The sequence below is a fragment of the Shewanella sp. P1-14-1 genome (assembly GCF_001401775.1).
Taxonomy (GTDB): Bacteria; Pseudomonadota; Gammaproteobacteria; order Enterobacterales; family Shewanellaceae; genus Shewanella; species Shewanella japonica.
Genome location: NZ_LKTL01000018.1, coordinates 71,371 through 95,015, shown reverse-complemented (window position 1 = coordinate 95,015; position 23,645 = coordinate 71,371). Strand labels below are relative to the sequence as shown.

Below are 23,645 nucleotides of genomic sequence, written 5' to 3'. Positions count from 1 at the left end.
GGTCATGCTCTATAACTAATGTTGATGACAAATTGTTTATGACTTACCGCTTATTACTTAGGAATTAACGCCCATGCATCACTAACCAATGGGCTTAATAAAACTTCGCTAAATATTTAGTGGCATATTTGCGTAGTTTTTTCTGTTTTGCATTTTGTGCGACGGCTTCCACATCAGCTTTAAAGTCTTCATTACCTGAGGTCGCTAGTGCACGTGTTATCCAAGCGTAAGTATCTATGGCTAGCTTATTGTCGTCGATTAAACGCATAGGGCTAAGTTGTGCTGCCAGTTGTTGCAGCATGTAATTATCAAATAATCGCTCATTTGCGATACGTTTTGCCGTCGTTCTCATCAGCTCAAGGTTGTCACTACGTAGTGCTGCAGCATATACATTAGCTCGATGAGACTGCTCGGGGTTGTATTGACTTTTGTCTTGTAAAATCGGGTTCCACTGCTCGAATTTTGATAAGTCAGCTAGTGCACGTTTGGCGTATTTACGGATTTTCTTATGAGCATCGCCTTGTGCCAGTTGGTTTAGGTATTCACGAAATTGAGGATCGCCAGAATAGCCAAGCCCCTTTATTAACCAGGCAATATTATCAATGACATGCTTATCTTTGGCCGATGGTAATAAGGTATCTATCTTGGTTTTAATCGATTGGTAGGTACTGGGATCATTCAAACCAACGAAGAAAATAGACTCAATGGCTTGCTCTTGTTTATAGGTATCATCACCTGCAAATATCTGTTGGTATTCTTCCTTTGTATAAGTATCAGCCTGAGCGATTGGACTGAGTAAACTGAAGCTGGCAATTAGGGCTATTGGCAATAAGCACATTGGTTTCATGACATATCCTTATGACTGGAAGTTAATGGTGAACGCATTGATTTATTTAGTAAGATTCTAATTTCTTCTAATTTTATTTGTCTGCAAAGTTGTACTTAATCGTTTTTTCATTAAGCTGTATTGATTGTTCAGTTTAACATCATTAAGAAGTCTATGTCCTTAAGCGAAGATTCAAGAAAAGCATTAAAAACGATAAACGCTTTGATTCTAGATAAGCGTTTTTCAAAGGCAGATGAGTTGCTTCAACCTTTGGTTGATTTAGCTATCGAAGAAGCGTTATTGATGAAGGCTGACTTGTTGTTACAGCAATCTCCACAAATAGGCTTAAAGTACCTTTTTGAACTGTGCAAAGGGAATATTGCTGGTGCTAATTTTAAAGCCGCTTTTATATTGTATTTTCACCCTGAGGTGGGAGTGGACTTCCGACCATATCTGTTTAGTGCTTTCAAGCAAGGCGATCCCGAGGCAATTATTGCTGCTGCAAATTTGTATTTACAACAGGGCGTTGTTGCTAAAGCTAGTCAAATTTTAACGAAGAATCGTCATATTTCAGAGGTGAATCAGTTAACTGAGTCACTTGGTTTAATTTCTGACAATGAAGAAGCGTTATTAGACTTTAATGATATCCGTAGGGCTGACCTTTCTAAGTTAACGTATGAATCGGTAGCGCCTGAGATTAACTTATTTTATGTTGATGATTTCTTAACTGACTTTGAGTGTTTGTGGCTAAAAAACTGCGCACTGTGCGAGCTTAAGCGCTCTATGGTTGTTGATGGCGAGAGTGGCTCAAATATTGTGAGTAATGTTAGAACAGGCTCTGTGGCTCAACTAGCGCCTACTGCTAATGATTGGGTGCTACTTAACATTGAGATGAAAATCGCTGCTTATTTCAACATCCCTATCGAAAACGGTGAGTTAAGTAATGTTCTTAAATATGAGGTTGGGGAAGAATATAAGCCACATTATGATTTTTTTCACCCAAACGATAAAGGCAGCGAACAAGCTTTAAAAGATGGCGGTCAACGATTCAAAACTGTTTTAATTTACCTTAATGATGTTGAGCAAGGGGGAGACACGCACTTTCCAAGGTTATCGAAATCGGTGCGAGCAAAACAAAAACGGTTGGTTGTGTTTAATAATACCGATAATAGTTACGGGCCTTTACCCTTATCTTTACACCAAGGAATGCCTGTCATAAAAGGTGAGAAATGGCTTTACTCAAAATGGTTAAGAGTAAAGCCGACGTCCTACCTAAAATGTTTACAACAATTACATGTACGTTAGGTAAGCGTCTTATCCCTGCCAACGTTTAAAAATAAGCGAAGTATTAATCCCGCCAAAGGCGAAGTTATTACTCATGACATAGTCTGTGCTGATAGAGCGAATTTCGCCTTGAATGTAATCTAATGGTGCACACTCAGGGTCAACTTCATCAAGGTTTAAGCTGGGTGCAAACCAATTTGCATTCATCATTTCTATACTGACCCAAGCTTCGAGTGCGCCGCATGCACCTAAGGTGTGCCCTGTATAGCTTTTCAATGATGATATAGGGGTATGTGAACCAAATACTGCGTAAGTTGCTTGTGATTCTGCAATATCGCCTCGATCAGTTGCAGTGCCATGGGCATTGATATAACCCACTTGCTCTGGTGCGATTGCAGCATCCTTTATAGCCAATCGAATCGCCACTTCCATTGTTTCTGCATTGGGTTGAGTGATATGCAACCCGTCTGAATTAGTGCCAAACCCAACGAGCTCCGCGTAAATTTTAGCGCCACGGGCTTCAGCGTGTTCAAGCTGCTCAAGCACTAAGGTGCAAGCGCCTTCTCCAATAACCAAACCGTCGCGCTGACGATCAAATGGTCTTGGTGTCGTTGTTGGTGAGTCATTTTTCGTGCTGGTGGCAAATAAAGTATCAAATACTACAGCTTCTGTTGGGCAAAGTTCTTCACCGCCACCTGCAAGCATCAGTTTTTGCTGTCCAAACTTAATGGCTTCATAGGCGTAGCCAATTGCTTGGCTTCCTGAAGTGCAAGCGCTACTTGTTGTATGCACTCGGCCTTTTAGGCCGAAAAATACGCCGACATTGACAGCGGTAGTATGGGCCATCATACGAATATAACTGGTGGCATTGATGCCGGACATATCGCCATGTTTCAGCATGTCACCAAAACCAATAATGGGGTCTGTACTGCCAGTTGATGAGCCGTAAGCGATGCCCATATCTCCTGATGACACAACCGGATCGTCGAGTAAGCCTGCATCTTCTAATGCAATTTCACTGGCACGCGTTGCCATGATTGAGACACGTCCCATGGAACGGGTTTTTTTTCGAGAGTAATGCTTGGGTTGCTCGAAATCGGTTATTGGCGCGGCAAGACGAGTATTGAGATTAGGGTATTTATCCCACTCAGTCATCGTGATCACACAGTTGTATTTATCTTGTAGCCGTTTAGCGATAGTTGGCCAGTCTTGGCCCAATGCTGAAATACCGCCAATACCTGTGATAACAACTCTATGGCTCATATCATGCCTCCATTGACCGAAATCACTTGGCGAGTAATGTAGGCTGCATCTTCAGACATTAAGAAATTGGCGAGCCCGGCGATTTCATTCACTTTACCCATACGGCGCATCGGTACGATTTGATTAACCATGTCCTTAGGGAAGTCGCTAACCATGTCGGTTTCAATTAAACCTGGTGCGATACAGTTGACGGTAATTTTGCGTTTGGCAAGCTCCAAAGACAGTGCTTTTGTCGCTCCGATAAGTCCAGCTTTTGATGCGCTGTAATTCACTTGACCTCGATTACCAGCGATGCCAGAAACTGATGCCATAGTGATGATTCTACCGCCTTTACGAGCTTGGATCATTGGCATAATGGTTGGCTGAATGACATTATAAAATCCATCCAGGTTGGTGTGAATAACACTGTCCCATTCATCTTCTGTCATTGCCGGGAAAGCAGTATCTTTGGTGATACCTGCATTTAAAATCACGCCGTAATAAGCGCCATGTTGTTCAATATCAGCTTCAATTTGCAGCTTCGCAGCCTGTCGGTCTGCTACATCAAATTGAATTAAACTGGCTTCGACACCCAAGGCTTGGATTTCTGATTGAGTTTGCTGTGCCGCTGCAGTGTTACTGTGAAAATGGATGGCAATATTAAAGCCTTGCGCTGCAAGTTTGAGCGCGATGGCTTTACCTATACCACGACTTGAACCTGTCACTAGGACTCTATTTGTTGTTGTCATTGTTTCTCCGTAGGGACTGCAGGTTTACATTAATCGTTGTGTTCATAGTACGCTCGTCACTGATATCGAGCCTAAGTCGATAAGGTTTCATTGATATAAGCTTGGGTATCTTGAGGCTGAAATACATTAACATTGGCTGAGGCAATGATTTCATTATCAAGAGTAATTTGACAATCGAACACCGCAAGTCCTGATGCTTCTTGATATAAACGAGTCACATCAACTTGATATGTGTTATTGAGCAGATACGTTGGCTGCATCATGCTCAGTTTACGGGTGCCCAATAAAAAGCCGACTCGAATTTTATCTTCAATAAGGTGCGCTTCCACGCCTGCTAATGCGGCAATACTTTGCGCCATGTATTCGATACCAACATAGTTAGGGACGCCATTCAATTGTTGACTGAAATAAGCGCTTTGCTCAGTGATCTCAACTTCAGTGGTGAGGCTATCAGGTTGATGTTTAATAATGCGTGTCACTAATATCATCGGTGCTTTATGAGGCACAAAGGCTGATATATCTTGCGATAGCAATGTTTCAGGAGCGATTAGCTTGGTCTGTTGCTCAGTCATTTTAATGCTCCGCTTTTGCAAAAATAACACTGGCATTACTGCCGCCAAAGGCAAACGAGTTACTCATGATGAATGTGAGCTCGGCTGATTGTCCTGGAGTAACGAATGGCAATATCGGGTTATTCATATCTTGTTGCTGATCCCATACGTGCGGCGGTAATTGTTGCTGCTGATTAGCGTCACTGAGCAATAAGTAACAAAAAGCCGCCTCAATGGCGCCAGCAGCGCCCAAGCAATGGCCAATTAAGGGTTTTGTCGAGCTACATAAAGGGATGCTTGCCGCTTCGTTGTTATTGCTTGAATTAAAAACTTGCTGCATGGCTAAGGATTCCATCGCATCATTTTTAGGCGTTGCTGTACCATGCAAGTTAACGTAAGAAATTTGTGCAGAAGTGATACTGGCATCGGCAAGTGCTGCCTGCATAGCGCTAATTGCACCTAAGCCTTGAGGGTGGGGCGCTGAAATATGGTGAGCGTCTGATGACTCGCCAATACCCGCTAAATAGACCTGAGATTTCGAGCGTGATTGCGCATCCTCCTGTGCTTTTTTCAGCACAAATAAGGCGGCACCTTCACCTATATTAATTCCATCACGGTGTTGGCTAAAGGGATTACATAAGCCTTTAGACACTGACTCTAAGGCATTGAAGCCGTTTAACGTTAATTGACATAAACTATCCACACCGCCAACAATAACAACGTCACATAAATCAGCTAAAAGTAATCTCTTAGCACTAGCGAATACTTTGGCACTCGATGAACATGCCGTAGAAACTGTGTAACAAGGGCCGCTTAATTGATATAGCTGACGCAAAAAGTCGCTCGTGCTGCCAAGTTCTTGTTGGGCATAATGATAGCTAGGTGGAAATTCACCATGTTGTTGATGATAGGCCAGTGCTGCCTCGCCTTTAGAGATGCCTGATGTGCTGGTGCCTAGCACCACTGCCACTCTATCTGCACCGTATTGCTTTTTAGCGTGCTCGATATCGGCTGTTATTGAGGCTGCGGCGGTGTAAAGCAATTGATTATTACGGCAATCAAATTGCGTCAATTCAGCAGGAATGTCCAAAAGGTTAGCATTATTAATGGCGCCGACTCGTGTGCTTGCATTAAACAGCAAGTCATCACGCAGCACCATGGCGTCAGTGCTTGCTGATAGCAAGTTTTGCAGCACGTCTTCACTGCTATTGCCTAGTGGCGTACAAAGCCCGATTTGTGTAATTGCTATGGCACAGCTCATAGTTAATGTTTCATCTCAAATTCAGTGATGTTAGAAAAGCCAGATAGCACTTTGCTGGCTCAACATTTTTGCATTATAGCAATGGCGTAATCACTAGGGTGATATTCGCGGCTGGAAAATGTAAGCTCACATTGGATTTCCAAGGGTTAACATCGGAGTAATCAATTGTAATCGCGTGTTTTTTATTCACCATTAACGCACTGCATCGTGGTTGTTGGCAATCAAAGTCAATCATTTCACCTTGGTTTAAATAGCCATTGACCTGCTCATGAGGCCAATATATCAGCTGCATAATTGCCATTAAATACTCAGCTTTAAAATCTTCACCCATTAACACGTTCTGTTGGCTTAACACTTCATCGCCGTTATAGGTGACCGTAAATAATGGCTGTCCAATTGGAGCAAGGCCGACTAAGGTCATTTCTGAGGTGTCTAATGCAAGTTCTGTGAGTAGTTCGTGATGCTTTTCACCATGGGTAAAGCTAATCTTCTGACTTAACACTTGCTCGCTATTGGAGCTGTTTTGTAACAAAGGTGCCAAGCAATAATTCACTTCTGGCGTCAGCTTTACGCAAGTTTGTCGCTGTAGCTGGTGGCTACAGCCTGTGGTTAACATGACGAGTAGTATTCCTATGACTGGCATTAATTGACGCATGATTAACTCGCTATCGTTTGTTCACGGCACAAATCAACAATCATATTGAGTCGGCGCTCTGAATCTTTAACAAAAGGGTTGTTCGTATCCCAAGCGTAGCCTGCGAGGATGGAACAAATCATTTGTTTAATGGTTTGATTAGGATCGTTGTAAAAAATTACATCTTGGAAGCGTCCGTCATACCAAGCTTGAACATAAGTTCTAAAGGTATTTACGCCAAGCATTAAGGGCTTGGCATAATCTTGCTCCCAATCAACTTGTTCGCCATCGAGCTGCTTCACTAATGTCGTTGCAGCCATTTGTGCTGACTGCATTGCAATGGTGACACCGGATGAAAATACCGGATCTAAAAACTCACCAGCATTACCTAATAGTGCAAATTGAGGCGTGGCTAACGTTGACACATTGGCTGAATAACCTTTTAACGTCGCACATTCTTGCACGACCTTAGCTTGGCTTAATAACGCTTTTAAACCAGGCTCTTCGTTAATCAGTTGCCATAATTGCTGCTCTAAATCACCTTGGTGATGTTCAATTAAGTGAGGCTCTGCGACCACCCCAATTGAGCAGCGGCCATTACTGAACGGAATAAGCCAATACCAAATATCTTTTTGTGTCGGATGGACGCTGATGAGAATTTTTTCTCTGTCAAAATTTGCATCAGTAATATTATCGTCAATATGAGTGAATATTGCACTGCGTGAAGGCAGGCTAGATGCTTGCTCAAGATCTAATAACCTTGGAAGCACTCGACCAAAACCGCTGGCATCAAGTACATATTGTGCCGTAATTTGATAACTGTTTGCTTGCTCATCAGTCACCGTTAGCACTGGTGAGGCATGTTGGTTTTCGCCTAAGTCGATAGCATTAACACTATGGCCATAGCGAATCTCTACCCCTTGCGATACCGCTGTATCTGCCAATATCTTATCAAACTGGCCTCGTTGTACCTGAAAGGTGGTGCCAGGACCGGGAGTAAATTTTTCAGTAAAATTAAAAGTCGTGTACTGATTATTTCGGCGAAATGCTGCGCCATTTTTAAATTGAAATCCCGCCGCTTCAACTGCTGGCAACATGCCGGCTTGTTCAATAAATTGCATGCAGCAAGGTAATAAACTTTCTCCAATAGAGAATCGAGGGAAGTGCTGCTTTTCTACAACCAATACGCGTTTTCTTTGCTGGTGTAATAAGCTAGCCGCTACTGCGCCAGAAGGGCCTGCGCCTATAATCACTACATCGACGTGCAGATGTTGAGGTAAGTTTGCACTGTTTTCATCCATGCTAGTGCCGAATGGGTTACTTTCCATATTGGGTAACTTCTCTTGTTATGAAACTGATAAGTGGTGCGAGTAAAAAGGTAAACCCGATCCCAAACAACAATGTTAAGCCAAAATAATGTATCGCATTGGTTTGACTGAGTGCTAACAATCCAAAAGCGAGCAATGTTGAGCAAGCCGACATAAAGACTGCCATCATCACTCCATTAGCCCCTGCCTTCTTATGCGGTTTTACCGAAGCAAAAAATAAACTGTAATCAATTCCAATACCGAGCACTAAAATTAATGCCAACGCGTGGAACAAACTTAATGGCGAACCGACAATACCCAAACTGGCTAAGGTCAGTAGAATGGAACTGACTGGAACCAGCACAATCGCTGCCGCCAATTTAAGACCAAATCTTACACTAAAGATGACAATAGCGATGGCGCAAACTAGGGCCAACAATTGCAATGTAATGAGCCGAAACTGGCTCATTAATTGAGAAATTTCACCGACTTTATCTACTACAGTAATAGATAATTGGCTGTCATTAACTCGTTGTGTTAACGCTGTTAAATCATTAATCCCGCCGAGTAAGATAATACTGCCATATTGCTGGCTTTGAGAGTGTTCTGATGGTGCTAACCATAATGCCGCTAAATCATCACCTGCAATGTTAAGCACTGCGTTTGGTTCGATGAATTGGCTGCTTGCTTGCTCAAGCTGCTTGAGCAGCGCTGGTTTAATGGATTCATCGATTCCAAGGCCTGCAGTAATGTCATCTAAGTGCTGCAGGTAGAGTGCCTGATATGCTTGATAGTTTTGCTGCTGTTGCAACTTGCTAGGTAAATAGGGGCTTAGGCTAACAAAGCTTTGTATCTCGTTTGCCTCTACTGCTTGGGATAATAGTGATTGAGTCTGTTCAAGCTGAGATAATAAACCTTGTTCGGTATCAGCGCTGGCTAGAATAAACTGATTGTCAGTGCCACCACTCAGTATTTGCCTCAGCTGGTTTTCGGCTTGGACAATGCGATCAGGGCTTTGCTGTAAGTTACGAATATCATCATCGTTACTGAGTTGGGTAAAACCTAAGCCGATAAATAGAGGTATGCCAACCATCATCACAATCGCTGTTTTGGATAGCTTGCGATCAGTGGGGCTGATGATGATTGTATTTAACCAATTTAGGTAACGACTTGCCCATGATAATGCCTTAGTCGCGCTAGGTAAGCGATGATTGGCTAATAAAGGATAGGCAAACACTAGGGTTAAATAAGCACCAAACAGGCCTGCAGCGCAAAAGATTGCGACTTGCTGCATGCCGGGAAAAGGGGTTAAACCAATCGCGATAAATGCGATGCTGCTGGTCACTAATGCCAGTGTTAATGCTGGCAATATTCGTTGAATGACTTGAGTGGCCGATTGGTTTTTTAACGCCATTTTTTCACAGTAAAAATGGAAGCTATAGTCTATTGCCACACCAATTAAGCTAGTACCGAATACCAGCGTCAGTAAGTGCATTTCACCAAATAGGGCGAGTGTGGCCACTGTGGCAAATAAAAAGCCGCTAGAAAGTGTCACAACGGCTAGTGATAGCGGCATAACACTTCTAAAAGCGAACCATACTAACAGCATCACGCCAATTAGGGAGATGCTGCCAATGGTCGAAATCTCAAATTTGGCGGTTTCAGTTGCTGCTTGGGCATGAAATAAGGTGCCTGCTTGGATCGTGTCTATCTGAGGATATTGGCGGCTTATCTCCGCTAAGCTGTCGGTTAGCACTCGGCTTTGATCTGCTTGTCCTTGAGGACTAAAAGCGCTTTGTACTCCTTTGGCAATAACAATAGCAACGGGCTGAGATTGGCTAGAACCAAGCAGTATTCCTTGTTCAGTGGAAAGCGAGTTGATTGGCGCGAGTGCCAGTAAATTATCAGGAAAAAGCAGTAGTGGGTCTTGCGTTAACAATGCGCTACTGGCAAAACCAAAACCGCTATATAGCTGTTGCTGCGCGGCAGTGAGCAATCCTTGCCATTGAGGAGGCAATGGCTTGGGTGTGCTCGACGTTAATAAGGGCGAGCCTTGTGCTGTGATGCCAAGTGCCGACCGTTGTTTTTCTGTCAGTAACATAAACCGCTTTGAGAAGTAGTATTTGCTCAAGGCTTGCATGGTATGACTGTCGCCACTACGAACATCAGTAAAGACGCTTGGCTCTTGTTTTAGCTGGTTAATCAGCAGGGTTGCCGCATTAACCGCTTCAGCGTTGTTATCGGCAATCAGGCCGATATAAACTTGATCGGCTAAGCGTTTTTCGACACGATTTAATGCCGTTTGGGTCAGTGGTGCTTCTGATATTTTAGGCAGCATCGCCAAAATATTACTTTGAATCGTCGCACCGGCTTGCCATAAATTTATCCCATATCCACTGACGACTATGATGAGTAAACACCAAACGATAAATCGTGATAATGCGTGTTGCGGTGAGTTAAACCAGCTGGCAAGGCGTGACATTATTGACCCTCAGTCACGGATGGTGTGGGTTTAAGGTCAAATTGTTGTAAATCCATTTTGCTAAGGGTTGGGCTGACATGCACAAACTCGATAACGGTTTTATCTCCGCTTAATTGGTCTTTTTCGGCGATTGTTGGCTTTTCAGATAGCATGGTAAGGCGATGTATTTGCTGCTGTCCTTCGAGCACCATAGCCCCGATGGCTTTAGCAATTAGCGGGTCTTTGGCCACTAACCCCAGCTGCCAATATGGGTTGTGTTGGTCAATTTGGGGCGCCATGTATAGATGAAAATCTTTAGCTAACGCATCAACATCCCCCGTGAGAAGACCTTGCATTAATTGCGGTAGTTGCTCTGCCATAGCTGAACTGGTTTGGTTTGCTGTTGTTTGTTGAATATTGCCAAAGCTGTCTTGTTGAAACAGGGTATTTTGCTTCAATAACAAGGTGCTTTTAAAAGGGGTTTGCTGTTGCCATAGTAAGCCAATGTCTTGGCTAAACATAAACTGACCAGCACTTTTTAGTGGACGTTTTAACACCGCTAAATGGCGAGTTTGTTGAAACAGCCCCTTGGCTTGCGTCCCGAGTTGTAGTTGGCTCGCAAGATGGGTTAACTGCTCGTTGGAGGCGGTCGTATTAAAGAGAGTGACAACTTGCGCTGTGCTGAGTGCTGTTGGCTGTATTTTTTTAGGTACTGTATTAGCGGGTAGGCTTGTCTGTGTGGTGTCGCCGACACTTTGCTCACTTGTTTGAGCTTGCTTAAGCTCAAAGCCATTCGTCTTGTCTGCGCCATTGCCATATGCGTAAGTTTGACCTACTAGCAGGAAAAATACGAGTACACAGTAAAAACGGCCTAGGGACTTCATGACGCACTCACCTTCAGTGATGATAATCGCTCACGTTCCTGAATGAGCTCATCAGTGAGGCTTGATTCGTCCAGTAATGGCAGGATTCTCGCGCGAAATATATCCGGAGTAACGAAGCACAACTCTTCAGTGTTAATCTCAACGGCAGCCTGAATGGTATAGCCTTTGGTGATGCGTTGCTGGGTGTCAGCATCTTTAATTTGATAATTAATCCGTAATCGATTTTCCCATTCAACAATTGCGGCATGGACAATGAGCTTTTGATCGAAGGTGCTACTTTTTACATATTTAAGCTGGGTATCAACAATCGGCCAAGCATAGCCTGAATTCATCATTTGACGATAGTTATAGCCAAGTTCGTCAAGTAACTTACAACGGGCAACCTCGAAATAGCGTAAGTAGTTACCATGCCAAGTGATGCCCATAGAGTCGACATCATGAAAAGGCACTATCATTTCTAATTCAGTGCTAAAAATGGCTTTCATTGTTAACAGACCTCCCACTCACCGAGCTGAATCTTGCTAACACTTTGACGTAAAACGGCTTCAAGTGGGCGATCTTCGGTTAATAATTCAAAGTCTGCACTGACTTGTTGAACGGTTTTCGCCAAAGAAGGGGTTAATGATTCTTCTGCCAACTCTTGTTGAGCAATTCGCAGGTGAATACCTTGAGTCATTGCGAGCAGTGCAGCAGCTGCGACTTGTTCAGTCAACTGTAATACTCGCATACAGTCTCGAGCTGCAATGGTGCCCATACTGACTTTGTCTTGGTTGTGGCATTCAGTTGAGCGTGAAAAAACACTGGCTGGCATTGTATTTTTAAGTGCCTCAGCAGTCCAAGCGGATACGCCAATTTGTACCGCTTTAAAGCCATGGTTAATGGATTGTCGTGCGCCAGTTGCTGCAGATAAATTAGCAGGTAACCCATTGTTGAATTTAGGATCCATGACTAACGCCATTTGACGGTCAATTAAATCAGCTAAGTTAGCCACAGTGTTTTTCATTGAATCCATGACAAAGGCGATGTGGCCACCATAGAAATGACCACCGTGAAGAATATGCTCACCTTCACCATCGACAATCGGGTTGTCATTAGCACTGTTTAATTCAGTTTCAATAAACTGACGCATGAAAGGTAATGCATCTTGCAGTACGCCAATAATATGTGGAGCACAGCGAATCGAGTAGCGATCTTGCAGTCTGTCAGAGTTTCTTGGATGGGTATGGTGATTTAAGTCTTCACGAATCCAGGTGGCAATTTGGTTTTGGCCTGGGTGAGGCTTAGCATCAAATAAAATATCATCAAAGTGGTTCGAGTTTCCTTTGAGCGTTAATGATGCCATGGCGGTGATACGACTTGATAATCGTGCCAAGTACTGAGCTCGGTCATACGCTAAACAAGCTAAAGCCGTCATAACCGCAGTGCCATTCATTAAGGCTAAGCCTTCTTTTGGACGAAGGGTTAATGGCACAATATTTAGCTCAGCGTATACGTCTTTTGTAGCGCGACGTTGACCTTGATATGTCACTTCTCGCTCACCGACTAAAACGGCTGCTAAATAAGATAACGGGGTTAAATCACCACTTGCGCCTACCGATCCTTCTTCTGGTATTACAGGGCAAATGTCTAAATTTAGCAGTAGCTCAATACGCTGTAATAACTCGTAAGTGACACCTGATTTACCAACAGCCAAGGAATTGAGACGACAAGCCATAATGGCACGCGACTGCATTGGCGAGAATATATCTCCTAAACCACAGCCGTGAAAACGTGATAAATGCAGCGGTAGCTCGTGGACTAAATCTAATCCGACTGTCACAGTACATGAGTCGCCATAACCGGTTGTTACCCCGTAAACCACACCTTCTTCATGTAAGAGACTATCAATAAAGCGTGCGCCTTTTTGAATGTACTCTTGGTATTGCTGGCTATCATTTAGCTTTACTGGTGCGCCTTTTGCGACACTGACAACTTGCTCTAAGCTAATAGATTGCTGACCGAAAGTGACCGTTGCCAAAGTTGCTGCTGAAGAAGTGGTTGATTGGCTCATGGTATTACTGTTCCTGCTTGAAATTGGGATTGCTTGAATGTGAGGGCGACGACAGCTCAGTCGAAGGTGTCACTTCTGTGGGGCCTGAATCTCTTTGGGAGTCTTCATCACGGCGCCAAAAATCGTAAAAATTAAACCATTGCAATGGTTGTTGTGTCGCAAAATGCTCAAGTCGGCGGCTATATTCTGTCGCCGCGTCAGCTAATCGCTCTGTTCGACCTTTACGAGGCCCTTTTAAACTGTCTGACAAGTGTTCGACATGGACACGATAACGACCATGCTCTTGTAAACAAAACATAGTGTAAACCGGACAATCAAGTAGCCCAGCTAGAATAAAGGGGCCTTGTGGGAATGCAGCTTGTTGATCAATAAAGTCGTTATAAAAAACGCGACCGGCAGTATCAGATGAGGTGCGGTCTGCTGCGATAACGACTAATTCTCCAGCGGCAATTTTATCTTGTAATAGCATCGCCGTGCTTGGTCCCAATTCATTGACTTGAATCAGATTTAAACCACTATTTGGGTTTAATTGTTTTAGCACGTTATTAAAGTTTTCTGCATGACTGGTCAGCACCATCACATTGACTTTGACTTGTTGCTGGTGGATAGAGATCGCACGGCAAAGTTCAAGGTTACCTAAGTGAGACACCAATAATACTGCACCTTGGCCAGATGCCACTTGGTCTGCTAAAACGTGTCTGTCAGGAAAGTCTACCTGTGCCAGTTTAATACGATCGCACCATGCATCGATTCTATCCAGTGCCGCATTTCCAAAAGCAAAAAAGTGCTTCAGGCTGTCTCGCCAAGTAACAGGATCAGATAATTGTTCATGCTGCGGATGTTTACGCTTAACTCGACGTAAAAAGTCCATGGAGGCGTTTCTTGCGGTTACGCCAGTAAGGAAGAAGTAGCAAATCACAGGGTACATGATTGCTCTACAAAGCCAATGACCGCCTAAACGATAGCTGTCAGCAATGAGCTTAATTCCCCAATAACTGCCACGCTCACCCATAGCTGACCAGTGCTTATTAGCGTTTTTTTTTGACAGAATTTGCGGCAAACGTTTTAGCATCCCGAAAAATAAGCCGGTATGCATTGCTGAAATGCGGACATTATCTTTAATACCTTGAAAGTGACTAATGCCATCTTCAGGGTAAATCACCTTGGTAGAAATATGCTTGATTGGTACACCTTGCCAGTGCAGCTTGACCATGATTTCAATATCAAAGTCCATGCGTTCGCCTAACGCTTGCTGTTTAAATAGCTGCTCTGTAGCAGCAAGAGGGTAAACCCTAAAACCGCACATTGAGTCTTGAATATCAAAACTCAGGGTTTCAACCCACACCCAAAAGTGGGTGATATAACGGCCATATAAACGCCCTTTAGGAACTGACTCATCGTATTCGGGTTTGCCTGAAATCAACGCAACAGGTTGTTCTGATGCGGCTTCAATCATGGCTGGAATATCATCTAGACAGTGCTGACCGTCGGCATCAATTTGCAAAGCATGGCTATAGCCATCTGCATAAGCTGCCCGCAGACCTGTGGTAACTGCTGCGCCTTTACCTCGATTAAAGGGATGCGTTAGTAAGGTTACCCAATCATACTTATCTGCTAATGATTGCAATAAATAACGCGTTTCATCATTACTACCATCGTTAACTAAATAACAAGGCAAGCCTAAAGGTGCTAAAGCGATTAATGTGTCAGCAATGGCTTGTTGATGATTATAATTGGGAATAATCAGAGCCAGTTTCATGATTGGCTATCCTTATTGCATGTTGCAGAGGCCAAAGCTAATGCGATGCGGCCTGAAGCAAACCGTTTGTCACCATCACGATAACTAAAGGTTAATTTTGACTTGGCGGCATTATGGCTAATGAATAGCTCAACTTCAGTATCAGGTAACATTAATTGTTGAAATTTAAGCACTTCTAGCGTGGCAACGGTAGGCTCGTATCCAAATGCTTGGCAGCCAAGCTGAATTGCCCAATCAAGTTGGGTGACGCCAGGTAATACGGCTTGTTCTTCAAAGTGGCCTTTAAAATAATCTAACTCGGCAGACACAAAGATCCGCCAACAGATCTCATCTTCATTGCTGTGTTGCGCTAATATTTGGGGTAACGCTGATTTAATCATCATTGAATACTGCTAATAGATCGGTTTGTACACGCTTACCCTGTGCGTTAAGCGGTAATGTATCAGGATAGCGCCAGCGGCGTGGTAACGTGACTCGTTCGAACTGACTTAATAGATGCTTTTTAAGGTGATTATTGACACTTAATTTACCGGCATCATCAAGCTGCTCTAATCCTTCTTCAGATAAGCAAATTGCCGCACCTAGCATGATTCTTGGCTCGGTTAGTTGAACCACAGCAGCTTCTTTCACAAACGGATGAGTGCAGAGCAAGCCTTCCATTTGCGCTAGAGATAAACGTTTTTCTTCCACCTTTACGATTCGGTCGAGTCGGTGTAACAAGGTAAAACGGCCATCTTCAGCTAATTCAATCTTGTCATCACACTTCATCCATCCATTACTGGCAGGTAAATAAGGTGATTTGAGCATCAATGCACCATCTTCATCATTCTCACATATCTCAACGCAGCTGAAAGGAAGCCAAGTTCTGTTTGGCTCCATTTGACGTCGATAGGCAATACCGCCTGTTTCTGTGCTGCCAAAGACCTCTATAGGGAACTGACCATAGCAGGTATGAATGTGCTGAGAGGCATCGTATGACAAAGGGCCACCTGAACTGAATATCAGACTTGGTGCTAACTGTTGTTGTTCAAACTCCAAAGCTTCTGGCAAGCGTGATAATTGGGCTGGGCTACTTATCAAGCATAAGTTCGGCATTAAGGCGATGTAGTAACTTAAGGTTTCAGGGTATTCAACGAGATCACTTAAAAACGGACGACTTGCAGCTAAAGGCCACAATATTTTGAATAACAAACCATAAATATGTTGATGTGAAACGGTAGAAATAACGCTGCACTGTGGCAGTCGAGATGCAAAGGTTTGTTCTAAAATGCTGACTTCAGCATCCAGTTGTTCAATTGACTTTGCAATGGCTTTAGGTTCGCCGCTACTCCCTGATGTGAATAAAACTAACTCGCCAATTTGGCTGGTTTCAGGCCAAGATTTATTGGCAAGGCCGAGCTCTTTTTTAAGCAAAATAAATTGCTTAACTTCACTAAGAGGTTGATCTGAAATTACCCCATCAAAGGCATGGTTTAGCTCAGTTAGCGTGCCACCTTGGATATTAGCGGGCAAAACCACTTGCTTACCTGCAAGCAAGGCTGCACACATGCCAGCAGCAAATAAATCACTGGTTTCAGCTGCGAGTAACCAACGTTTGATCGGGCTGGCATTAAGTTGTTCAAATAGATGGGCAACATGGGCTGTAAACAGTGAACCCGTCACAATGTCATGATGATTGAAACTAATTAATTGTTGCGTTTTAGGGCCATTATGTAGCCAGTTTATCAGCAAGTTATTCATGTTTTTTCAACCAAAATTTGCGATATAACCATTCTCCACCGAGTAATAAACCCATGAGGATATAGGCAATGAATCCATTATAAAGCGTCCACCATTCAAGCGAGGCAAACTGTGCAGTGTAGAGCGCGAAACTGCCATTGATGATAAATAATCCACACCATAAACGGGTAACATTATTTAAATAACCAATGGCCGAATCAGGTAAATCTGGTTCTTTTAATCTGGCCAAACGTTCAATCATACTTGGGCCTTGTTTTAGTGAGTAACTAAATAGCCCTAGCATGGTGAGGTTTATCACCACTGGGTAGAACAGTAACCAATCATTGCGTTTAGCAATAAAGCTCGCAGCTGTGAGTCCAATGCCCACCAGTAGCGGCAGCGCCATAGACTTAAGTTGTTGCTTACTCAGCGCAAGTCGCGCAATTAATACAGCACAAAGCAGTAATGCTATTGCGCCTGGTGGTAAGAACTGCAAACCTAAATACACCGCTATCGGGTAGCAAATAAGTGCGATGGCGGTGATAATTTGCAGTACTAGCACCATTAATCTTTCATTAAACCTTCAATCGCATTAACGACATCTTCAACTGTACGCACTGTTTTAAATTGTTCTGGTTGAATCTTTTTTCCGGTCATTTGTTGAAGCTTTATCACTAAATCCACAGCATCAATACTGTCTAAATCAAGTGCTTCATAAAGTGAAGCATCTAAGGTGATATCTTCTGCTTCAATTTCAAAATCATTGACTAAAATTTGCGTCAACATGTCTAGGATTTGATCACGATTTTCCATGATGACTCCTAAGAACGCTGTGATTCAATAAAGCTAGCTAAGCTTGCTACGCTGTAAAAGTGTGCTTTAGTTGCTTCTGAATTAGCTTCTATTTTGATATCGAATTGCTTTTTAATTGCTAAACCTAGCTCAAGCGCATCGATTGAGTCTAATCCTAAGCCTTCACCAAATAGTGGTGCGTCAGTTTCAATATCGTCGATACTGACATCTTCTAAGTCGAGGCAGTCAATAATGAGCTGCTTAATTTCGTTGTGTAAATTCATATTAATATTCTAATTGTGATTGGTGTAATTAATGTTTGCTCATGTTGCGTAATGGCGGTAATGCTGTGAGTTGCTCAGCGTAATACTGCTGCAACTCTCTTGTCAGAACTCTGGCCATTTTAGCTTCATTGTTTTGACTAGCATCATACCTTAGGTACTCAAAAGGTGCGCCCATTTCTACAGACATATTGATTGTTTGCCTTGGTAGTTCGTACCAAGGTTGCTGCTTTGTCAGTCCGGCCACATCAATACGAAGTATGACTGGCATGATATCAGTTTGTGTACGTAATGCGATATTTGCAGCGCCACGTGCAAATGGATTTGTTTTAGCCCCCACAAGGGTACGAGTGCCTTCTGGGAAAATAATTAAGTTTGTATCTGTTGCTAACACTTGCTGACAGTCTTTTAGTAACAAGTCTGCACCACGATTAGGAATATACCCTGCTGATGCTAATACACCGCGTATAAAGGGGTTGCGCCATAATCCTTGTTTAACAATACAACCGGCATTGGGCATTAAACTGATTAACACCACCACATCAACCAAGGTTGGGTGATTAGCCACCACTATCACTCCTTTTGCCTCGCTTAAGCTAGGGAGCGTTTTGGTACTGACTTTAATGACTCCGGTTGCACTGAGCATCCACACAAAACCTTTAAACATAATGTGGACCGCTTTTTGTACTCTGGCAATTCGTTGCTGTTTTGTACCCGGCCACAAACGTAATACAGGTAAAACAGTGAGCGAGCTTAATAGTCCACCTAAACCAAAAACAACATAACATAAGGTGCCACCTATCCAACGAGGTACATATGCTAGCCCCGTTAAGTAAGGGGCCGGTTCAGGGAACTCTACTGCGCTGTTTTTATTCGTCATACTCTGCAACTTATAATATCAACGACTTTCATGTCGCTGGGTCGTGTGGTCATGATCTAATTGTGGCGTCAATTGCCACTGCCAATGAGCCAATTGACCTGTTAGCGAAGTTTGCGAAGCAATAGCATGAATAAATTGCGCATAACTGATTGGCTGGGACTCGTTTGTATTGCCGTTTGATAGCGTCAATTGACCTAGAACAGTGTGCTGATGCTCAGTGCTGTTGGCTGGGGCAAGATATAAGCCCATTGCCAAAGGTAATTCATATTCTTGGGTGTATTGATTGTAAATAGGCGGGACAGGATCGTCACCAAAGACAAGCAGAACCGGTTCCGGGTTTTCAGCTAGCTGCGCAAATGCTTCAATCATGGCTTGGGATAGGCTTTCTTCACCTGCTGCAACAGAAGTTGAAGCTGCGGTATTGCCACTCACTATACCGTAAATGCCACTGGCTGTGTTGTGTACTGACTGGCTGAAAGCTAATGGAGAAAGCGCTTCTTTATCAACAATATCTTGTAATAAACCCAGTGTGCGAGTGAGTTCGCCATGACGAGAAGCAAACACGCTGCGGCAATGTTTTGCGGGTTGGCAGTCATGGGCTGCAGTCAGCATCATTTTAGTTAAGCGGCTAAAACGGCGACGTTGCATGGCTGGCACGTGAGCTAAAGCGGGAGAGGTTTTATTTTCTGTAGTTGGGTTGGCAGCATTATCCCATTGGCGCCAGCTTTCTTTATCTTGAAAGTCTAGAGACCATGCGCCCCATGAAAGAATATCAAATACTAATTGCACTACATTGCCTCTGGTACGACTCAGGTATCCCTTGCTGAGATGGCCACATCGATAGGGTTTGGACGCTATGAATATGGCAGCTTGTTGTTAATTTAATAACGTCAGCAATTGTACCGTAATATTTAGCATCACAAAAACAAAAAATAGCGACATAAGGTCGCTATTTTGTGGGTGCTTGAACTGCAAACCTAATCGAGTAACTTGCTCTTATTCGATTAGGGTTTGGCTGCGATAGGTTGGCTAGTACTAAAAATACCTACAAAAGCTAGTTGTTTAGCTGTTGTTTAAGCTTTCTTACAGCACCTTTGATTTTCTTGGTATTTTCAGGCCCCATGCGCACCATTAATTTTTGAATGTTAGGTAGCGACTCAAGTTTAGGGTCAACAAATAAATAGTTAACACTGATTGATGACAGCTCAATTGGATCTTCGATAATGGGGGCTGCCAAAATCACATCAAATGCTTCTACCATACGTTCATTGAAGCTCATGTCACTATAACCAAGTTCTTCAAATGCTTCGTCAAATAAAGGCGATAACTCTTCAAAAGTACTGATTAACTGTTCATCATTCATGCCCGCTATCATGTCTGCATAGAGATCATAACGGTGGTAGCTGTCTGGGTTTAAGTAGATTTTGTCGGTAATTTCACTGACGCTAAAGCTGTCTTTAGGACCTTTTAAAGGGCTGGCTTTATGAATGACTTCACCTTGTGCCATGTTGTCGACAAATACCACAAACTGGCGAGCAATGTCTTTTTTAAGGATGATGGATTCGATTTTCATTCCATCAGCCATTTCAATGGTTTTTTGCTCTACAAAATCATCACTTTCGGTCAGTGCTGGTAGTGGTTCAACGACCACTTCAGGTTCTGTTGGAATGATTTCGGTCGGCTCTACCACTTCTGGTTCAACAATCACTTCTTCAATTGGCTCTTGCTCGATGGGCTGTTCAGGCACCGGCTCTGGCAATTGTACTGGTGTTGGGGCTATCACCTCAGGTTCAGACGGCTCTGACGTGAAATAGAAATAACCTGCACCAGCCAAAATAACGGCAATGGTTACGCCGATAACACCTGCATTGCTGCCACCTGCACGGCTCGATTGTGGTGTTGCTCTGTCTTCTTGATTGACTTGCATTTCTATTCCTTAGCTTTAAACATCAAAAGTGGAACTGAACACGAGATAAATATTGTTTAGCCTCAAGCTCATCACTCATTCTGCAATATTATTAACGCTTGTCTAGTGATAATAGACCTAAGTTAACAATAATTTATGCTTGTACGTATTGCTGGCGATCACCTAACCAACGGTGAATGATGCCATCAACATTTTCAGGTACTTGTCGCATGACATGTGCGGCAAGTTTTTGGGTGTTTTCAATTAAATACTGGTCTCTGACCAAATCTGCTATTTTCATTTCTGCCAGCCCAGTTTGACGAGTGCCGAGCACTTCACCTGGGCCGCGGATCTCTAAATCTTTTTGGGCAATAACAAAACCGTCATTACTCGACCTTAATACACCAAGTCGTTTTGTTGCTGTTTGCGACAATGGCGCTTTGTAAAGCAGTAGGCAATGACTCACGACTGAGCCGCGACCGACACGACCACGTAATTGGTGTAATTGCGCTAAGCCCAGCCTTTCGGGGTTTTCAATAATCATCAAACTGGCATTGGGTACATCAACACCAACTTCAATCACAGTGGTTGCCACTAGTAAATGTAGCTCACCCGCTTTAAATTGAGCCATTATTTGCTGTTTTTCTGCGCTTTTCATTCGTCCATGCACCAGACCAATGTTGAGCTCTGGTAATAAACGACTGAGCTCTTCTGCTGTATCTTCAGCAGCTTGGCATTCCAGCACTTCAGATTCTTCAATTAAGGTGCAGACCCAATAAATTTGTCGATTGTCGTTTAAGGCTGCTTGCTTGACCCGCTCAATGACTTCATCACGGCGATTATCACTCACAGCAACTGTACTGACAGGCGTTCTGCCAGGTGGTAGCTCATCAATGATAGAGGTTTCTAAGTCGGCATAAGCTGTCATTGCTAATGTGCGAGGTATCGGAGTGGCTGTCATGATCAATTGATGAGGATGAAAACCTTGGCTAATGCCTTTTTCACGTAGGCCCAACCGTTGATGCACTCCAAAGCGATGCTGCTCATCGATAATTATCAGTGCTAATTTGTCAAAATTGACTTGCTCTTGGAAGATGGCGTGGGTGCCAATGACCATATTGGCGCTACCATCAGCGATATCCGCTAGTGATTGAGCCCTTGCCTTGCCTTTTAGTTTACCTGCAAGCCAGCCGACTTTTAGTCCGAGCGGCTCAAACCACGCTGCAAAATTAATAGCATGTTGTTCAGCCAACAATTCGGTGGGTGCCATCATCGCCACTTGGTAGCCATTTTCAATGGCTTGTAGCGCTGCCAGTGCAGCAACTAAGGTTTTTCCTGAACCGACATCACCTTGCACTAAACGCATCATTGGTGTTGGTTTCTCAATATCTCGGCTTATGTCTGCGACCACTCGCTGTTGAGCCCCTGTGGGTTTGAAGGGCAGGGCTTTTAAAAACGGGTTTAGTAGTTGGCCTGTTGCCGAAAGTGTGACAGCTTTATCAAGGTTGTTACGTTGACGCAGCTTTAGCATACTTAAATTGTGCGCCAATAACTCTTCTTGCACTAACCGCTGCTGAGCTGGATGCATCCCCATCTCCAAGTCAGCTTGTTCGATGTCATTGGGAGGCCTATGTATTAACTGTAAAGCATGGCTAATACTCATATTATTGGGTTGCAACTCGGCGGGGAGCAACTCGGTTAACCCGCCGTGAGTTAGGTGAGTCAGTGCTTGTTCGGTTAGTTTAATCCAACTGGCTTGTTTAAGACCTTCTGTTGAAGGGTAAATGGGGGTCAGTGAATCACTTAATGCTGGATTCTCGCCTTCTTTGATTATCTTGTATTCGGGATGAATAATCTCAAAGTGTCTTTTACCGCGCTTAATTTCACCATAAGCGCGAATAATCGCGCCGTTTTGCATGCCATTACGTTGGGCAACTGAAAAGTTAAAGAAACGTAGGGTTAGCATTCCTGTGTCGTCTGCAATAGTGCAGGTCAGCATGCGTTTGCGGCCAGGGACAATTTGGGTAGAAATGATTTCTGCTTCGACAGTGCCATACATGGCAGGATATAAACTCGCAATGGGATAGATTTGGGTGCGATCTTCGTAGCGCATAGGCAGATGAAACAGCACATCTTGTACTGTTTTAATACCCAGCTTATCGAGTTTTTCAGCGACTTTTTTGGCTACGCCTTTTAAGTCGGTAATAGGAACCTGATCCAATGGTTGCAAATCCACAATGCCTTCATATTGTCGAGTGTTGGCGCTATCATGCTAGCAAGGGTTAACAGAGTTATCCAATAAGTTATACAGTTCACTATCGAGTGAGAATGCTTGCTAGAGACAATAGTACTGTAAATATATACAGATATTTATGCCTATCTTAGCAGAGTTTGAATACAAGGCAATAATATTCCCCTTTTTGGCAGCTAAGCAACGCTATAACCAGCCTTTTTGTTTAGCGATACGGGCAGCATCAATACGATTACTGGCATTAAGCTTACTGATCGCTTCAGACAAGTAATTCCTGACTGTCCCTTCGGCAATGAACAGCTTTGCGGCAATATCACTGGTAGATAATCCTTCGCTGGCAAATCGTAACGCTTTTCGTTCCTTATCATTTAGCGGATCAATATCCCCGATGGCACTGATTGCAAGCTCAGGATCGATCACCTTTTTGCCAGCCATGACCTGCTTGATTGCCGATAATAAACTTTCTGTGGGGGCATCTTTTAATAAAAAGCCATCGACGCCACAGCCAAGCGCTCGCTTGATATAACCGGCTCGACCAAAGGTGGTTAAGATAATGACTTTGGTTTGCAGTGCTGCACCTTGCTGTTCTTTAAGCCATTGCGCTAATTCAAGGCCTGTATGCCCTGGCATTTCGATGTCACTGAGCAGTAAATCAAACGAGTGTTGTTTGAGTAACGCAATAGCCTGAGTGCCGTCTTCGGCTTCTGTGACTTCAACTGGGCCAATGGTTTCATCATTGCTAAGAGTGAGCAGTGCTGAAAGCGCTCCTCTCACCATAGCTTGATCCTCTGCCAGTAAAATTTTCATG

General features: G+C 43.5%; 23 protein-coding genes. 1 reads left to right on the top strand and 22 read right to left on the bottom strand.

Annotated elements, in window-relative coordinates; genetic code table 11:
• Nucleotides 1–94 precede the first annotated feature (94 nt).
• A complete protein-coding gene (locus AN944_RS14115) occupies nt 95–847 on the bottom strand; it encodes a hypothetical protein (protein ID WP_225442151.1) in 753 nt (250 codons plus the stop codon).
• A 153-nt stretch (nt 848–1,000) separates the two neighbouring features.
• Here AN944_RS14115 and AN944_RS14110 point away from each other — a divergent pair, with 153 nt between their 5' ends.
• Nucleotides 1,001–2,131 carry a 2OG-Fe(II) oxygenase gene (locus AN944_RS14110; RefSeq protein WP_055025273.1) on the top strand — a complete coding sequence of 377 codons (1,131 nt, stop codon included), beginning with the start codon at nt 1,001–1,003 and terminating at the stop codon, nt 2,129–2,131.
• A gap of 9 nt (nt 2,132–2,140) precedes the next feature.
• On the opposite strand, the gene AN944_RS14105 is transcribed toward AN944_RS14110, so the two are convergent.
• The 21 genes from AN944_RS14105 to AN944_RS14005 form a co-directional block, all read right to left on the bottom strand.
• Entirely contained in the window at nt 2,141–3,373 is a 1,233-nt protein-coding gene (locus AN944_RS14105; RefSeq protein ID WP_055025272.1) for a beta-ketoacyl-ACP synthase, read from the bottom strand.
• Nucleotides 3,370–4,101: a 3-ketoacyl-ACP reductase FabG2 gene (locus tag AN944_RS14100; RefSeq protein WP_055025271.1), complete on the bottom strand. Its 732-nt coding sequence runs from the start codon at nt 4,099–4,101 to the stop codon at nt 3,370–3,372. The genes AN944_RS14105 and AN944_RS14100 overlap by 4 nt, the downstream gene beginning before the upstream one ends.
• 71 nt (nt 4,102–4,172) lie before the next feature.
• Nucleotides 4,173–4,673, bottom strand: coding sequence for a thioester dehydrase (locus AN944_RS14095; RefSeq protein WP_055025270.1), 501 nt, complete (start codon nt 4,671–4,673; stop codon nt 4,173–4,175).
• A 1-nt stretch (nt 4,674) separates the two neighbouring features.
• A complete protein-coding gene (locus AN944_RS14090) occupies nt 4,675–5,913 on the bottom strand; it encodes a beta-ketoacyl-[acyl-carrier-protein] synthase family protein (RefSeq protein ID WP_055025269.1) in 1,239 nt (412 codons plus the stop codon).
• 73 nt (nt 5,914–5,986) lie between these two features.
• Complete coding sequence (locus AN944_RS14085) at nt 5,987–6,568, bottom strand: DUF3261 domain-containing protein (RefSeq protein ID WP_055025268.1); 582 nt, start codon at nt 6,566–6,568, stop codon at nt 5,987–5,989.
• 2 nt (nt 6,569–6,570) lie between these two features.
• The gene (locus AN944_RS14080; RefSeq protein WP_082420024.1) at nt 6,571–7,848 is read right to left on the bottom strand and encodes an NAD(P)/FAD-dependent oxidoreductase; all 1,278 of its coding nucleotides are present in this window, start codon (nt 7,846–7,848) and stop codon (nt 6,571–6,573) included.
• Between the two features lie 16 nt (nt 7,849–7,864).
• Nucleotides 7,865–10,336: an MMPL family transporter gene (locus AN944_RS14075; RefSeq protein ID WP_055025266.1), complete on the bottom strand. Its 2,472-nt coding sequence runs from the start codon at nt 10,334–10,336 to the stop codon at nt 7,865–7,867.
• A complete protein-coding gene (locus tag AN944_RS14070; protein WP_055025265.1) occupies nt 10,336–11,199 on the bottom strand; it encodes an outer membrane lipoprotein carrier protein LolA in 864 nt (287 codons plus the stop codon). The genes AN944_RS14075 and AN944_RS14070 overlap by 1 nt, the downstream gene beginning before the upstream one ends.
• Entirely contained in the window at nt 11,196–11,684 is a 489-nt protein-coding gene (locus AN944_RS14065) for a thioesterase family protein (protein ID WP_055025264.1), read from the bottom strand. Before AN944_RS14065 ends, AN944_RS14070 begins: the two co-directional genes overlap by 4 nt.
• A gap of 2 nt (nt 11,685–11,686) precedes the next feature.
• A complete protein-coding gene (hutH, locus tag AN944_RS14060; protein ID WP_055025263.1) occupies nt 11,687–13,249 on the bottom strand; it encodes a histidine ammonia-lyase in 1,563 nt (520 codons plus the stop codon).
• Nucleotides 13,250–13,253: 4 nt separating this feature from the next.
• Complete coding sequence (locus tag AN944_RS14055) at nt 13,254–15,008, bottom strand: glycosyltransferase (protein WP_055025262.1); 1,755 nt, start codon at nt 15,006–15,008, stop codon at nt 13,254–13,256.
• Nucleotides 15,005–15,388 carry a thioester dehydrase gene (locus AN944_RS14050; RefSeq protein ID WP_055025301.1) on the bottom strand — a complete coding sequence of 128 codons (384 nt, stop codon included), beginning with the start codon at nt 15,386–15,388 and terminating at the stop codon, nt 15,005–15,007. The genes AN944_RS14055 and AN944_RS14050 overlap by 4 nt, the downstream gene beginning before the upstream one ends.
• Nucleotides 15,381–16,748 carry an AMP-binding protein gene (locus AN944_RS14045; protein ID WP_055025261.1) on the bottom strand — a complete coding sequence of 456 codons (1,368 nt, stop codon included), beginning with the start codon at nt 16,746–16,748 and terminating at the stop codon, nt 15,381–15,383. The genes AN944_RS14050 and AN944_RS14045 overlap by 8 nt, the downstream gene beginning before the upstream one ends.
• Nucleotides 16,741–17,292 (bottom strand): hypothetical protein, encoded by a 552-nt coding sequence (locus AN944_RS14040; protein WP_055025260.1) that lies wholly within the window; start codon nt 17,290–17,292, stop codon nt 16,741–16,743. The genes AN944_RS14045 and AN944_RS14040 overlap by 8 nt, the downstream gene beginning before the upstream one ends.
• On the bottom strand, nt 17,292–17,540 hold the full coding sequence (locus tag AN944_RS14035) for an acyl carrier protein (RefSeq protein WP_055025259.1): 249 nt from the start codon (nt 17,538–17,540) through the stop codon (nt 17,292–17,294). Before AN944_RS14035 ends, AN944_RS14040 begins: the two co-directional genes overlap by 1 nt.
• Before the next feature lie 8 nt (nt 17,541–17,548).
• Nucleotides 17,549–17,803 (bottom strand): phosphopantetheine-binding protein, encoded by a 255-nt coding sequence (locus AN944_RS14030; protein ID WP_055025258.1) that lies wholly within the window; start codon nt 17,801–17,803, stop codon nt 17,549–17,551.
• A 28-nt stretch (nt 17,804–17,831) separates the two neighbouring features.
• Nucleotides 17,832–18,680 (bottom strand): 1-acyl-sn-glycerol-3-phosphate acyltransferase, encoded by an 849-nt coding sequence (locus AN944_RS14025; RefSeq protein WP_055025257.1) that lies wholly within the window; start codon nt 18,678–18,680, stop codon nt 17,832–17,834.
• An 18-nt stretch (nt 18,681–18,698) separates the two neighbouring features.
• The gene (locus tag AN944_RS14020; protein ID WP_055025256.1) at nt 18,699–19,469 is read right to left on the bottom strand and encodes a beta-ketoacyl synthase chain length factor; all 771 of its coding nucleotides are present in this window, start codon (nt 19,467–19,469) and stop codon (nt 18,699–18,701) included.
• Nucleotides 19,470–19,734: 265 nt separating this feature from the next.
• A complete protein-coding gene (locus AN944_RS14015; RefSeq protein WP_055025255.1) occupies nt 19,735–20,607 on the bottom strand; it encodes a DUF3014 domain-containing protein in 873 nt (290 codons plus the stop codon).
• 133 nt (nt 20,608–20,740) lie between these two features.
• Nucleotides 20,741–22,816, bottom strand: coding sequence for an ATP-dependent DNA helicase RecG (recG, locus tag AN944_RS14010; RefSeq protein ID WP_055025300.1), 2,076 nt, complete (start codon nt 22,814–22,816; stop codon nt 20,741–20,743).
• 207 nt (nt 22,817–23,023) lie between these two features.
• On the bottom strand, nt 23,024–23,644 hold the full coding sequence (locus AN944_RS14005) for a response regulator transcription factor (protein ID WP_055025254.1): 621 nt from the start codon (nt 23,642–23,644) through the stop codon (nt 23,024–23,026).
• Nucleotide 23,645: the final 1 nt, after the last annotated feature.

Excerpts from the sequence above, each read along its gene's own strand:
- AN944_RS14115 (WP_225442151.1), bottom strand. The coding sequence starts at position 847 with ATGAAACCAATGTGCTTATTGCCAATAGCCCTAATTGCCAGCTTCAGT.
- AN944_RS14110 (WP_055025273.1), top strand. The coding sequence starts at position 1,001 with ATGTCCTTAAGCGAAGATTCAAGAAAAGCATTAAAAACGATAAACGCT.
- AN944_RS14105 (WP_055025272.1), bottom strand. The coding sequence starts at position 3,373 with ATGAGCCATAGAGTTGTTATCACAGGTATTGGCGGTATTTCAGCATTG.
- AN944_RS14100 (WP_055025271.1), bottom strand. The coding sequence starts at position 4,101 with ATGACAACAACAAATAGAGTCCTAGTGACAGGTTCAAGTCGTGGTATA.
- AN944_RS14095 (WP_055025270.1), bottom strand. The coding sequence starts at position 4,673 with ATGACTGAGCAACAGACCAAGCTAATCGCTCCTGAAACATTGCTATCG.
- AN944_RS14090 (WP_055025269.1), bottom strand. The coding sequence starts at position 5,913 with ATGAGCTGTGCCATAGCAATTACACAAATCGGGCTTTGTACGCCACTA.
- AN944_RS14085 (WP_055025268.1), bottom strand. The coding sequence starts at position 6,568 with ATGCGTCAATTAATGCCAGTCATAGGAATACTACTCGTCATGTTAACC.
- AN944_RS14080 (WP_082420024.1), bottom strand. The coding sequence starts at position 7,848 with ATGGATGAAAACAGTGCAAACTTACCTCAACATCTGCACGTCGATGTA.
- AN944_RS14075 (WP_055025266.1), bottom strand. The coding sequence starts at position 10,336 with ATGTCACGCCTTGCCAGCTGGTTTAACTCACCGCAACACGCATTATCA.
- AN944_RS14070 (WP_055025265.1), bottom strand. The coding sequence starts at position 11,199 with ATGAAGTCCCTAGGCCGTTTTTACTGTGTACTCGTATTTTTCCTGCTA.
- AN944_RS14065 (WP_055025264.1), bottom strand. The coding sequence starts at position 11,684 with ATGAAAGCCATTTTTAGCACTGAATTAGAAATGATAGTGCCTTTTCAT.
- hutH (WP_055025263.1), bottom strand. The coding sequence starts at position 13,249 with ATGAGCCAATCAACCACTTCTTCAGCAGCAACTTTGGCAACGGTCACT.
- AN944_RS14055 (WP_055025262.1), bottom strand. The coding sequence starts at position 15,008 with ATGAAACTGGCTCTGATTATTCCCAATTATAATCATCAACAAGCCATT.
- AN944_RS14050 (WP_055025301.1), bottom strand. The coding sequence starts at position 15,388 with ATGATTAAATCAGCGTTACCCCAAATATTAGCGCAACACAGCAATGAA.
- AN944_RS14045 (WP_055025261.1), bottom strand. The coding sequence starts at position 16,748 with ATGAATAACTTGCTGATAAACTGGCTACATAATGGCCCTAAAACGCAA.
- AN944_RS14040 (WP_055025260.1), bottom strand. The coding sequence starts at position 17,292 with ATGGTGCTAGTACTGCAAATTATCACCGCCATCGCACTTATTTGCTAC.
- AN944_RS14035 (WP_055025259.1), bottom strand. The coding sequence starts at position 17,540 with ATGGAAAATCGTGATCAAATCCTAGACATGTTGACGCAAATTTTAGTC.
- AN944_RS14030 (WP_055025258.1), bottom strand. The coding sequence starts at position 17,803 with ATGAATTTACACAACGAAATTAAGCAGCTCATTATTGACTGCCTCGAC.
- AN944_RS14025 (WP_055025257.1), bottom strand. The coding sequence starts at position 18,680 with ATGACGAATAAAAACAGCGCAGTAGAGTTCCCTGAACCGGCCCCTTAC.
- AN944_RS14015 (WP_055025255.1), bottom strand. The coding sequence starts at position 20,607 with ATGCAAGTCAATCAAGAAGACAGAGCAACACCACAATCGAGCCGTGCA.
- AN944_RS14005 (WP_055025254.1), bottom strand. The coding sequence starts at position 23,644 with ATGAAAATTTTACTGGCAGAGGATCAAGCTATGGTGAGAGGAGCGCTT.